This is a genomic window from Flagellimonas hadalis, from assembly GCF_007785775.2.
GTDB classification, from domain to species: Bacteria; Bacteroidota; Bacteroidia; order Flavobacteriales; family Flavobacteriaceae; genus Flagellimonas; species Flagellimonas hadalis.
Map to the genome: position 1 here is coordinate 375,277 of NZ_VNIK02000002.1, position 12,282 is coordinate 387,558.

The window sequence follows — 12,282 nt, forward strand, 5'->3', positions numbered from 1 at the left end:
AAACGAAAATCATGAGAAAATTCACATTTTTGCTAACCGCCCTTTTGGTGGGCACCATTGCCCAAGCGCAATCCGATTATACCAAATCCTTGAATGGGGTCCAATGGGTCAAGATCGAATCCAAATCCGACATCACGTTAAGGACACACAGTTCCAATGAGCTGCTGATCAAATCAGGTCCATCAGTAGAAACGCCCGAAAAGGCAAAAGGCCTAAAATTGGTGGGCGAAGGGGGAACGGACAACACCAGCGTCGGCTTCTCCGTCATCCAAGACGGGAACACCCTTATCGTGACCAACCTTAGAAAGTCCGAAGGGGCCGAGATCTACCTTCCCAAAAACCAGAACATTTCTGCCAAGAGCACCTGGAACGGCGACATCGAAATCGATGGGTTTGCGGGTGAGATCGAAGCAGACGCCCAACTCAATGGCAGCGTCAAGATCCTGAACGTGAACGGTCCCGTTACCGCCAACACCTTGAACGGCGAACTCACCGTGGAATTTGGCACCGTAAAACAAGGGTCCCCCATTTCCCTGTATTCCACCAACGGCGCCGTGGACGTGGGCCTTCCTGGCAACACCCCGGCCAACTTGTCCATGAGCACCATCAATGGCAACGTCTATACCGATTTTGACGTAAAGTTGAACGAAAAGGATGGCCTCAAGTCGGTTTTGGGACGAAAAATAAGCGCAACCATCAACAATGGCGGGGTGGACATCACACTGAAATCCACCAATGGAAACATGTACCTCAGAAAAAAATAAGTCCCCCCTTGTCACATCGAGCGTAGTCGAGAGGTGTTGTCCATCTTTCGGCTGCGCTCAAGAGGACAAAACATCAATCAAATACTAAAATCAAAAAACGAAAAGTCATGAAAAAATTAATTGTAGCCGCATTTGTGGGATTGGCCACCCTGTCCCTATCTGCCCAAAAAATCATTGAAAAGAACATCAACTACTCCGGTCAATTTATTGACCTTGACGTAAAATTTGCATCCGACATCGAAGTGAAGACCTGGGACAAGTCCACCGTCTATTTCAAAGCGGACATTACCACAGAGGATGGAAAGTTCCTGGACCTGTACAAGCTCGATATCAATGAGAGCAGCAGTTCCATTACTATTGCATCCGATGCCAAACCCGTTTTCGAGGCCTTTTATGACGAATGGAACAAAAACAACCCCGATAAAAAGAAGCGCTACTATACCACGGGCGACACCTATGAGTTCAACTATGTGCTCTATGTCCCAAAAAATGCCCGCTTCAAGGTGAGCAGCATCAATGGGGACCTAAAGGCAGAGGTCATCCAAGGGAACTTCACCGCAGAATTGATCAATGGCAATATCGACATCAAAACATATGATGGGGATATGGACCTACAGACCATCAACGGGGAAATTGACCTAGTGATGAGAGACTCCAGATTGGTCGCCGAAACAATTCATGGGAACATTTATGCCGATGAAAAACTGAACCTTAAGGTCACCGATCGTTATGTGGGCCAAAAAGTGGAGGGAAGTTTCGACAAGGCCACCCATCGCCTCAAGCTGAACACCATCAACGGGAACATGTACCTAAGGCTCTAGATGAGGTTGGAAACAAAGTACAATAGCCTGTTCATATAGCATTTGACCCCTGTCCCAAAACTATACAAGAACTGTGTGTAAGCTAAAAAATGATGCATCATGATAAAATTATTGGTCTCTTTTTCAGCAATTCTTTTGTTTTCATGCTCACAGTCAAAATCGAGCAAACTTAATGCTTCGTCCAAAATTGAGAACTTGGGCAAAGACAGCATTACCCAGATAGAGAACAATCGCATTGCAGTTTTAAATCAGCTTAGAAATGAACTTCTCTTAACTTATGGCACACTTGATGGATGGTCAAGGGTCGACATGGGACCATGCGGGGAATTTGCCTATGCCTTCTATGAAGAATGGAATTCCAGGTTCAAAGACTCGGTCAATATTGTTTTTATGATGAAGCCGGATGGTTCAGATTGCAATCATGTTCTTGTAAGGTTGCCAGATAAAAATTTGTTTGATGCCGGACTTGGAGTTATGGATGAAAAAGCCTTAAAGCTTGTTTTCATTGAAAGCCGCATTGAGGACATGGTTGACTTTGATTATGATTTATTGGAGAAATGGTCATATGGATTGCATCGCAAATATTACAATTGTCCAGACTATTCAGACAGTTTATCAAGAAGTATTTTAAGACGCCATTTTGACAAACTATCAATACAAAATAAGGGAAGGTAATGTAGGGTTACCAGTAAAAATTGCATTCATAAAGTTCACATATAATTTTGCATAAGTAATGACAGGCGATATGGCAAACATCACAGTGTAACCTGCAAACTGAACATGATCAACGGGAACATGTCCCTGCGGCTCTAAATGAGATTGGAAACAAAGGAATAGAGCAACAAGGCCCATCCCACGACCAGCAGCAATCCGCCTATGGGAGTGACAGGACCCAACCAACGGGGTTTGTCCCCTTTGGCAGCACCCAGGCACAGTGCGTAGATGCTGAAAGAAAACAAGAGAGTGCCAAAAATGAAGCAGTTGACGATGGCCGAATCCAATGGTCCATCAAAACTGAGATTGAAACCCAGTACCAACAGCACAATGGCATGGTACATTTGATACTTGACCCCTGTCTCAAAACTATGGAGCAGTTCAGGGGTCAGTTTCTTTTTGAGGGCATGGGCCCCAAAAGCGCCAAAAACCACCGCCAAAAGGCCATAGACCGCGCCCATCACTTGGGCCATCAAAATTGTTCCCATACTTTTTATTTAGAAATCTATGCTGATTTGGTGGTCAGCGGTCACCTTAAAGGCACATTCCTTGTATTTCGGGGGGCCAAAAGTTTTCATCTTCCCATGTGAAAATGCCACCCTTTCCTTTGGAATGCCCAACCAGTTGGTGTCCAGCTTTCCATTTCCATTTTCATCGTGGAACACCGCCAAGGCATATTCACCTGAGGGGATGTCCTCCATTCTCAAAATCACCTGTCCTTTTTGGGCCTTCACATTACTGCCCCGATATACCTGCTCAAATGACAGAAAAGAATCATCGGAATCATAAATGGCCACCTTGATCTGTCCTTCATTGGACTGCACATTGTTGATATGTACCGAAATGGTGTTCTGCGAAAAAACCCATAAGGGTGCCAGCACAGTAAAAAAAAGCATTTTTCTCATGGGAAACTTGGGACTGTTTCAGTTCGATCATTGAGGCCGCTTGGTGCGTTCCATCAAATCGTCGTGCAAAATAGTATATATTCCCTGGGTTTCCATGCTATCCTGAAGGTTTAAGTATAATTTAAGGGAGTCGTGGTGCACCACCTTGATCTTTTGCTGCCTCAGGTCGTCCACAAAAACATAGACCTTGCCCTGGGTGATGGAGTCCTTGAACACCCCTTTTTCCTTGGCCATCCATGAAAAGCCATTGGAACGCTCCATTTCGGGGAGCTTGTCCACGAACACCACACTGTCTATTTCCATCAAAGGGATTTTTTGGTAATAGATGCCGGAAAGAACCTTTAGGTTCCCCTCTTCTATCTTGCACCAATTTTTGTAGTGTTCCACAAAGGCGAATATGCACAGGGCCAGCGTGAGAACAATCAACACGTTCCACAACCAATGTCTTTTTTTTGTTGCCATACCAAGGTAAAACTTAAGGGCATTGCCGACTTTAAAGGTAGTGCAATTCATTTTAAGGGTCAAGAAGATGCATTCCTAGTATATTTGAAGGATCAAGTCCAAGTCTATGAAAGCCGCCACCATTGCACAATTGAAAAAAGAACTCCAGTTCCGATCTCAGGATGAGGTGATGCAGCTCTGTTTGCGACTGGCCCGTTTCAAAAAGGAAAACAAGGAACTGCTCACCTATCTGCTCTTTGAAGCCGACAGTGAGGAAAGCTATATCGAAGTTGTAAAACAAGAAACCGACGAAATGTTCTCGGAGATCAATGTCAACAGCTTTTTCTACATCAAGAAAAGTGTCCGGAAAATCCTGAGGACCCTCAAAAAATATATTCGTTATTCGGGCGATAAGGCCACTGAAGTGGAGCTGTTGCTGTACTTCTGCGAAAAATTGAAGGATTTCAGGCCCTCCATCCGCCGCAACACCACCCTCCTCAACCTCTACCAACGGCAGTTGGAATACATCGCGAAAAAAATCCCGTTGCTCCACGAAGACCTGCAGCATGATTATGGCCTGGTCTTGCAAGAATTAAAAGAATAAAAACCATGTTTGAAGAAGAGGACGAATCTGGAAAATCGCACAGCGATTTCGAAAAAATGCCCATTTACCAGAAAGCTTGGCACATTTTTGATGTGGCCGACAAAATCGCTTCGTTGGTAAATGACGAGGAGGAATATGTCTCCCTCGAAGAAAGTGAACGAAGTTTGCTAAGACACCATGCAGAACAACTCAGGAACGATGCCCTATTGATCTGCCCTAAAATTGCCGGAGCCGAAGGGGGCGACCTTTATGACATCCGCATGGAAAATGCCACAATCATCAGAAAAGCTGCACGTGAGATACAGACCGGTTGTTCGGGGCTCGAAATTTGGGGCTTCAAACATACCGAATATCTCGAGTTGTTACGGAACGAAATCGAAGAGTTCAGGATTTTGTTTGTGGAATGGGTCAACACCTTCGATCAGTGGAACTACATTGTTGATCGTTGGGGGCTTTTCAATCCCCCAGGAATCAATCATGATGATGATGATGAAGAGAATTGAAACCCCAACAAAACCAGATTCATTCTAAATTGTTTCCATGTATCCGGTTGATTTATAGAATTCGTAATTTTGTGGAACTGGCATGAAAAAGATATTCACCATAGGGACAGCTTTGCTCATCTTTCTACAGAGCGTCAACATCCATTTCAACGATTTGGTTGAGATGGACAAGCTTTTTGAGCACTACCAGTTCCATTCGGATGAATATGGCGATAATTTTATCGTGTTCCTGTCCAAGCACTATGGCAAGCTGAAGGCTTCCCACAGCGAAAAACACCAAGAGGAACAGCAAGAGCACGAGCAATTGCCCTTTCAGCATCAATCCCAGTGCTCACAACTCATGGCCTTTGTGGTTGAACCGGAGCCCATATTCCAATCCAGCTCTGAGGTCCCGATCGACATTGTAAGTAATTTCCATTATCAAGTATCGTATTCCCCCATTTGGGGCGATGGGCCTTTTCAGCCTCCAAGACAAGCCTAATTCATAGTATTCCAGCTTTGCTGGACCTATTTCCGTAAGCCTTATTGAATTTATAACGCTATACATTTCCCTATGAATTATGTTTTCAAACATTATATCCTTTAGCATAAGGAACAAGTTCATTGTTCTTCTCTTTACGGCGGGCATTGCCTTGGTGGGGCTCTATTCGCTGTCACAAATACCCATCGGGGCCGTTCCTGATGTTACGAACAACCAGGTACAGGTCTTGACCACTTCGAACAGCCTGTCCACCCAGGACATGGAAAAGTTTGTCACCTATCCGGTGGAACTGGAGATGGCAAACCTTCCGGGGGTCAAGGAAATCCGTTCGGTTTCCAAGTTTGGTCTTTCCGTGGTCACCATTGTTTTTGAGGACAATATGGGGACCTATCTCCCTAGGCAACTCATCGCCGAAAAGATAAAGTCCGCGACCAGCCGGATCCCAGAAGGGTTCGGAAACCCAGAGATGGGCCCCATAACCACGGGATTGGGCGAAATCTACCAATATGTGTTGGATGTGGAACCTGCCTATAAGAATCTTTACAGCTCAACAGAACTCAGGACCATACAGGACTGGATCGTAAAACGTCAACTCTCCGGTATTCCCGGGGTAGTGGAGGTCAATACCTGGGGCGGACACCTCAAACAATACGAGGTCGCCATCCAGACCCAAAAACTGAACGCCTTCAATATTACCGCAAAAGAAATCTTCACCGCCTTGGAAATGAACAACAGCGTTACCGGCGGTGGTTATATCGAAAAAGTGAACCAAGCCTATTTTATCCGCGGGGAAGGTTTGGTCGGTAGTCTTCAGGACATCGAAAACATTGTCGTGACCACCAGAAATGGCATTCCCATTTATATCAAGGATGTGGCCAAGGTCGGTTTTGGAAGTGCCCCCCGGTTTGGGGCGATCACGGGCAACGGTGAGGGCGAAAAAGTCCTTGGCCAGATCATGATGCTGAAAGATGCCGATTCCAAACGGGTCATCGAGGCCGTAAAGGAACGGGTCTCCACCATTTCCAAATCCTTGCCCGAAGGGGTCTATATCAATCCGTTTCTGGACCGTAGCGAACTCATTGGACGGACCACCTTTACCGTAACGGAAAACTTGATCCTCGGTTGCCTGATCGTCATTTTCGTTGTGGTCCTGCTCTTGGGCAATTGGCGGTCCGGGCTTGTGGTGGCATCGGTGATCCCTCTCTGTTTGCTGTTCGCCTTGACCCTGATGAACATTTTTGGGGTGGATGCCAACCTATTGAGCCTTGGGGCCATCGATTTTGGCATCATCATAGATGGGGCGGTAATCATCGTGGAGTACATTGCCTTCCAAATCACCCAAAAGAAAGCCGATCTGGCCCATTTGGGCAAGGAAGAAACACAGTCCGCCAAAGATGATATCACCTTGAAAGGGGCTACAAAAATGATGAACTCCGCCGTCTTTGGACAGCTTATCATTCTCATTGTGTTCATCCCCATTCTATCCTTGAGCGGTGTGGAGGGCAAAATGTTCAAACCCATGGCCCTGACTTTCAGTTTTGCCCTGTTGGGAGCCATTCTGTTGTGTTTCACTTATGTGCCCGTGGCCTCCGCATTGTTCCTAAAACCATCCAAGGAATCGCCCAAGAGCATTTCCACCCGTTTGGTCAACTGGATCAACCGAAGGTATGAACCGATCATCGAATGGGCCATGAAAAGCAAGAAACTGGTCCTTTCCGCTGCAGCTGCACTGTTGGTGGGAGCCATTTTGCTCTTTTCCTCGATGGGAGGCGAATTCGTTCCCACACTGGACGAAGGGGATTTTGTGATCCAACCCGTTTTGAAAACAGGCACCACTTTGACAAAGACCATTGAAACGACAACCAAAATGGAACAGATCCTATTGGAAGAGTTTCCTGAGGTAAAACAGGTGGTGAGTCGTATCGGGGCCGCAGAAGTGCCCACAGACCCAATGTCCATGGAAGAAAGCGATGTGATCATTTCCCTGAAACCAAAGAGTGAATGGGTCTCTGCCGAAACCAAGGATGAACTCGCCGACAAGTTCAAGGAGGCCTTGGCGGTCATTCCAGGAATCGAGTTGGAGTTCACCCAGCCCATTGAAATGCGTTTCAATGAATTGATCACAGGGGTACGGGCCGACATCGCCATCAAAATTTTTGGGCAGGACCTGGAAATCCTGAACAAAAAGGCCAACGAGATCAAGGACCTTATCCAAAATGTGGAAGGGGCCTCGGACATCATTGTGGAAAAAGTGGAAGGTCTCCCCCAAATGAACGTATCCTTTGACCGCGCCAAAATTGCACGGTATGGACTCAATATCGCCGATCTGAACGAGATGATCGCCATGGGTTTTGCAGGCAAAGTAGTGGGAAGTGTGTTCGAAGGGGAACGCCAATTTGATATGGCCGTTCGGTTGGATTCGGAAAACCGAAAAGATATCTCCAACCTGAAAAACCTCTATGTCGACATTCCCAACGGTGGAAAGATCCCGATGAGTGAACTTGCGGAGATCAGCTATCAAAAAGGGGCAGCCAAGATTTCCAGGGACAATACCCAGAGGCGGATCGTGGTCGGCATCAATGTTCGAAACCGTGACCTCCAGTCCGTTGTGGACGATGTGCAGTTACTGATCGATCAAAACATAACATTGCCCCCTGGATACATTATCACCTATGGTGGCCAGTTCGAAAATCTCCAAAATGCAAAAGCCAGGTTGATGATAGCCGTACCCATTGCATTGTTGCTCATTTTCATCATGCTCTATTTTGCCTTTGGTTCAGTCAAGGAAGCCCTCCTCATCTTCTCTGCCATCCCGCTATCTGCTGTGGGAGGTGTGCTTTTGCTCTGGCTCCGGGGCATGCCCTTCAGCATATCGGCGGGGGTAGGTTTTATTGCGCTTTTTGGTATTGCGGTACTGAACGGAATCGTACTCATAGAGCATTTCAAAGAGCTCAAAGGCGAAGACTTTGATTCCATGGAAGACCTCATCAAACAGGGTACCAAGGACAGGCTCCGTGCCGTACTCTTGACCGCATCGGCAGCGGCATTGGGGTTCTTGCCCATGGCCGTGTCCACCAACGCCGGAGCAGAGGTGCAAAGACCCTTGGCCACGGTGGTGATCGGCGGATTGGTGACGGCGACCATACTCACCCTGGTGGTCCTGCCCGTTTTGTATTCGTATGCGAACAATATTAAGTTCAAAGGAATGAGAAAAAGAAGAAAAGAACGAAAATTGAACCGGAACGGATTGACCATCCTGCTTATTTTGATGGCTGCTTCCGGATTTTCCCAAGACAAGCTGGATCTGGAAGACCTTATGACGCTTTCATTGAAAAACAACAAGGGGATACAGGCCGGTTCGTTGATGGTAGATCAAGCGGAAACCCTCAAGGGAACTGCTTTTGAGTTTGACAAAACGGACATCTATTACCAATATGATGAAAACAACCTTGCATTGAACGGGGAACCTTTGAAGGTTTTTGGGGCTCAGCAACAGTTTGAGTTCCCCACCGTATATGGTGCCAAGAACAAGCTTCAAAAGTCCAAACATGAGTTTCAAAAATCATCTTTTGAGATCCAAAAGAAGCAACTGTACCAATCGTTGAGCAATGCCTATTACCAGTACCAGACCCTGACCCAAAAGGCAAAGCTCTATGGGACGTTGGACAGCATTTACAGCAATTTTGCCCATGCGGCAAATAGACGTTTTGAACTTGGGGAGACCAATTATCTGGAAAAAGTGACGGCCACGGCCAAGCAACGCCAGATCACGAACACCTACTCCAAAATAAAACAGCAGATCCTGACCACCTATGGTGAGATTGTGAGCTTGGTCCAAAGCGGGGATACCTTGGACATTCTGGAAGAGCAGCCCAAAAAACTCACGGTACTGAACGCCCAGGGAATGTTGGAAACGGAAACTACCTTTTTGGACCATCGCCAAGAGCTCAGCAATGCCCAAAAGAGCTTGGAGGAGAACCGCTTGCTGCCCGACTTGAACCTGGAGTATTTTCAAGGGACCAACAAAGGGCTGGGGACATCGCTGTACGGCATCCAACTGGGGGTTCGCATCCCGATTTTCTTTTTCGGCCATAGCAGCAAGGTAAAATCGTCCAAGATACAGACCAAGATCACGGAGATGGAAAACACGGAGATTACCGTTGCCATGAACCAACGCTACAAAACCTTGTTGGGACAATTGGAGCAACAGGCCCAAGAACTCTCCTATTATGAGGACGAGGGCGGTCAGCTTTCCGACCAGATCTTGAAGGCGGCCACCGGAAATTTTCAAAATGGGGAAATCGACTTTTTCCAATACATCCAAAGTCTGGAGAACGCCTATGACATCCAACTCAATTATCTGGATGTGCTCAGCCAATACAATCAGACTGTAATCGCCATTAATTACTTGACCATAACATTATAACCATGAAACATATCATCCAATTTGCCACTGTTTTTCTTTTGTTGACGGGCTGCGGCAATAAAAACAATCAAAAATCTGCCTCCGAAGAACAGTCAGAGGAAAAGGGAATCGTAGTGACACAAAATCAATTTGACTCCAATTCCCTGACGTTGGGAACCATGGAAAAGAGAACGTTCCCCAAAATGGTGGAGACCTCGGGAATGATTGACGTACCGCCCGAAAACCGAGCCAGTGTGACAGCCTTCATGGGCGGTTTCGTAAAAAAGACCTCCCTATTGATCGGCGACCGAGTCAAAAAGGGACAATTGTTGGTGACCTTGGAAAACCAGGAATTTGTACAGATGCAACAGGAATATCTTGAGGTTTTCAACCAATTGGATTTTTTGAAGGCCGAGTTTGAACGCAACCAGACCCTTTTTGATGAAAAAATAGCCTCACAAAAGAATTTTTTGCAGGCGAAGAGCAATTATGAAATGGCGAAGGCCCGTTACCAAGGCCTGCGGGAACAATTGCAGATGCTCAACATTTCACCCAGCAAGGTGGAACAGGGGCAAATTTCCCCTGAAGCGGCAATTTATGCTCCTATCTCGGGAAGCATCATCCAAATGAACGTGGGCAGAGGAAGCTATGTATCCCCTGCTACCGAGATTTTGGAGATTGTGGACAACAGCCATGTGCATTTGGAGCTCACGGTTTTCGAAAAGGACATCCTCAAAGTGAAGAAAGGACAAAAGATCCAATTTAAAATTCCTGAAGCATCCGAAGAAACCTTCAACGCAGAGGTCCATTTAGTGGGAGCCTCCATTGATGGGGCCAAACGTTCCATACAGGTCCATGGCCATTTGGAACGCGAGGACGAGAATTTTCTGCCGGGCATGTTCGTGGATGCCATGATCATGACGGACACCATCAAGACTTGGTCATTGCCAGAAGAAGCAGTGATCGAGTCCGAGGGCAGCCACTTCGTCCTCAGATTGTTGGGCAAGGAAGATGGTGGTTATACTTTTGAACGTGTGGCCGTGAAACCAGGGAATACCTTTGATGGCCATACCGAGATCATCCGTACGGAATGGTCGGAGACGGACCAATTTTTGACCAAGGGTGTCTTTGACCTGATTGGGGGATAATTTATTATCCTAGGCCTACGTCCAAGGTCATCATAATGATAAATCCGCCGATAAAGCCCATCGTGGCGATATCGGTGTATTTGTCCTGTTGCGTTTCGGGGATCACCTCCTCGACCACCACAAAGATCATCGCCCCGGCAGCAAAGGAAAGGGCATAGGGCAAAATGGGCTCAAAAGTGAGCACGGCCCATGCGCCGAGTACACCTGCTATGGGTTCCACGATGGCCGAGGCCTGTCCATAGACCCAACTCTTCCATCTACTCAATCCATGTCGTCTGAGTGGCATGGCCACGGCAAACCCTTCGGGGAAGTTCTGGAGACCAATACCAATGGCCAAAGCAACCGCACCACCGATGGAAGCTCCTTCAAAACCTGCCGCCACACCACCAAACAATACGCCCACGGCCAATCCTTCGGGAATGTTGTGCAGCGTAATGGCCAAGGTAAGCAAGGTGGTCCTGTGCCAAGGGGTTTTCACGCCTTCGGCCTCGCTCATTTTAAAATTGATGTGGAGGTGGGGCAATATTTTGTCCAGACCAAAAATAAATCCGGCACCCAACAAGAACCCGACCGCAGCAGGGATCACTTTCACAAAACCCTCGCCTTCGCTCATTTCGATCCCCGGTGCCAAGAGGCTCCAGAAACTTGCCGCCACCATGACCCCTCCGGTAAACCCCAACATGCCATCCAGTACGGCACGGTTGGCACTTTTGAAGAAGAACACCAGTCCGGCCCCCAAAGCGGTGAGCCCCCAAGTGAACAATGTGGCATAAAAAGCTGCCAAAACGGGGTCTATTTCCTTAAAATAATTGATTACTTGTTCCATCAGTCATTCTTTTTTACGTAAAGGTTGGATGCTATCTGGTGGGAAATCCGAAGCTCTTTTCCCTCCATCAATATCTGTAGGGATTGGTCAAAATCCTCTTTGTCCAAGATCTTGATCGTGTTTCCCAAAGCTATCTTGTTCTTGTCCAAAAATTTCAGGAACGGAGCGGAGGAATCCTTGACCCCGACACACACTCCCTGTGTATTGATGGGCATATCGCTGAGCAATTGCTTGTCCCGCTCCATGAACTTTCCGTCCTTGGTGGGAATGGGGTCCCCGTGCGGATCGTATTTGGGAAAATCCAACAGCGCATCGATTTTGTCTATCAATTTTTCGCTTTTGATGTGTTCCAACTGCTCTGCCACTTCGTGCACCTCGTCCCAGGTAAAATCCAGTTTTTTCACCAAGAACACTTCCCAGAGCCTGTGTTTCCTGATAATGGAGAGGGCAGTCCGTGTCCCTGAATCGGTCAGGGAAATCCCTTGGTACTTTTTATAGTGCACCAAGCCCTTTTCGGCCAGTTTCTTGGCCATATCGGTAACGGACGATGGTTTGGTTTCCATCTGCTCCGCAATGGCATTGGTGGTAATGGGTCCCGGTTCCCCATTGCCCAAATGAAAAATGGCCTTTAAATAATTCTCTTCCGATCGGGTCATGAAAAAAATTTTTC

Annotated in this window: 13 protein-coding genes; 8 read left to right on the forward strand and 5 right to left on the reverse strand. The window is 47.0% G+C overall.

Going from position 1 to position 12,282, the window contains the following annotated elements:
* The first annotated feature begins 11 nt into the window (after positions 1 to 11).
* The 3 genes from FOT42_RS05865 to FOT42_RS05875 all read left to right on the forward strand — a co-directional run bounded on the left by FOT42_RS05865 (position 12) and on the right by FOT42_RS05875 (position 2,260).
* Entirely contained in the window at positions 12 to 764 is a 753-nt protein-coding gene (locus tag FOT42_RS05865) for a DUF4097 family beta strand repeat-containing protein (RefSeq protein ID WP_151889644.1), read from the forward strand.
* Positions 765 to 871: 107 nt separating this feature from the next.
* Positions 872 to 1,585 (forward strand): DUF4097 family beta strand repeat-containing protein, encoded by a 714-nt coding sequence (locus tag FOT42_RS05870; RefSeq protein ID WP_151889645.1) that lies wholly within the window; start codon positions 872 to 874, stop codon positions 1,583 to 1,585.
* 99 nt (positions 1,586 to 1,684) lie between these two features.
* Positions 1,685 to 2,260 (forward strand): hypothetical protein, encoded by a 576-nt coding sequence (locus FOT42_RS05875; RefSeq protein WP_192938333.1) that lies wholly within the window; start codon positions 1,685 to 1,687, stop codon positions 2,258 to 2,260.
* Positions 2,261 to 2,394: 134 nt separating this feature from the next.
* On the opposite strand, the gene FOT42_RS05880 is transcribed toward FOT42_RS05875, so the two are convergent.
* Genes FOT42_RS05880 through FOT42_RS05890 form a run of 3 tightly spaced genes read right to left on the reverse strand, consistent with a single transcriptional unit; the run spans position 2,395 to position 3,666 of the window.
* Positions 2,395 to 2,787, reverse strand: a complete 393-nt coding sequence (locus FOT42_RS05880) for a DUF423 domain-containing protein (protein WP_151889647.1) — start codon at positions 2,785 to 2,787, stop codon at positions 2,395 to 2,397.
* A 9-nt stretch (positions 2,788 to 2,796) separates the two neighbouring features.
* Positions 2,797 to 3,204: a DUF2141 domain-containing protein gene (locus tag FOT42_RS05885; RefSeq protein WP_151889648.1), complete on the reverse strand. Its 408-nt coding sequence runs from the start codon at positions 3,202 to 3,204 to the stop codon at positions 2,797 to 2,799.
* A 27-nt stretch (positions 3,205 to 3,231) separates the two neighbouring features.
* The gene (locus FOT42_RS05890) at positions 3,232 to 3,666 is read right to left on the reverse strand and encodes a hypothetical protein (RefSeq protein ID WP_151889649.1); all 435 of its coding nucleotides are present in this window, start codon (positions 3,664 to 3,666) and stop codon (positions 3,232 to 3,234) included.
* 106 nt (positions 3,667 to 3,772) lie between these two features.
* On the opposite strand from FOT42_RS05890, the gene FOT42_RS05895 reads away from it, so the two are divergent.
* The 5 genes from FOT42_RS05895 (at position 3,773) to FOT42_RS05915 (ending at position 10,786) form a co-directional block, all read left to right on the forward strand.
* A complete protein-coding gene (locus FOT42_RS05895; RefSeq protein ID WP_151889650.1) occupies positions 3,773 to 4,249 on the forward strand; it encodes a hypothetical protein in 477 nt (158 codons plus the stop codon).
* Between the two features lie 5 nt (positions 4,250 to 4,254).
* Positions 4,255 to 4,752: a hypothetical protein gene (locus tag FOT42_RS05900; RefSeq protein ID WP_151889651.1), complete on the forward strand. Its 498-nt coding sequence runs from the start codon at positions 4,255 to 4,257 to the stop codon at positions 4,750 to 4,752.
* Between the two features lie 82 nt (positions 4,753 to 4,834).
* Positions 4,835 to 5,233 (forward strand): hypothetical protein, encoded by a 399-nt coding sequence (locus FOT42_RS05905; protein ID WP_151889652.1) that lies wholly within the window; start codon positions 4,835 to 4,837, stop codon positions 5,231 to 5,233.
* A 79-nt stretch (positions 5,234 to 5,312) separates the two neighbouring features.
* Positions 5,313 to 9,659, forward strand: coding sequence for a CusA/CzcA family heavy metal efflux RND transporter (locus FOT42_RS05910; RefSeq protein WP_151889653.1), 4,347 nt, complete (start codon positions 5,313 to 5,315; stop codon positions 9,657 to 9,659).
* Between the two features lie 2 nt (positions 9,660 to 9,661).
* Positions 9,662 to 10,786: an efflux RND transporter periplasmic adaptor subunit gene (locus FOT42_RS05915; RefSeq protein ID WP_151889654.1), complete on the forward strand. Its 1,125-nt coding sequence runs from the start codon at positions 9,662 to 9,664 to the stop codon at positions 10,784 to 10,786.
* Between the two features lie 4 nt (positions 10,787 to 10,790).
* Here the strand turns inward: FOT42_RS05915 and FOT42_RS05920 are convergent, their stop codons facing one another.
* Both FOT42_RS05920 and FOT42_RS05925 read right to left on the reverse strand, forming a co-directional pair.
* Entirely contained in the window at positions 10,791 to 11,612 is an 822-nt protein-coding gene (locus FOT42_RS05920; RefSeq protein ID WP_151889655.1) for a ZIP family metal transporter, read from the reverse strand.
* Complete coding sequence (locus tag FOT42_RS05925) at positions 11,612 to 12,268, reverse strand: metal-dependent transcriptional regulator (RefSeq protein ID WP_151889656.1); 657 nt, start codon at positions 12,266 to 12,268, stop codon at positions 11,612 to 11,614. Before FOT42_RS05925 ends, FOT42_RS05920 begins: the two co-directional genes overlap by 1 nt.
* Positions 12,269 to 12,282: the final 14 nt, after the last annotated feature.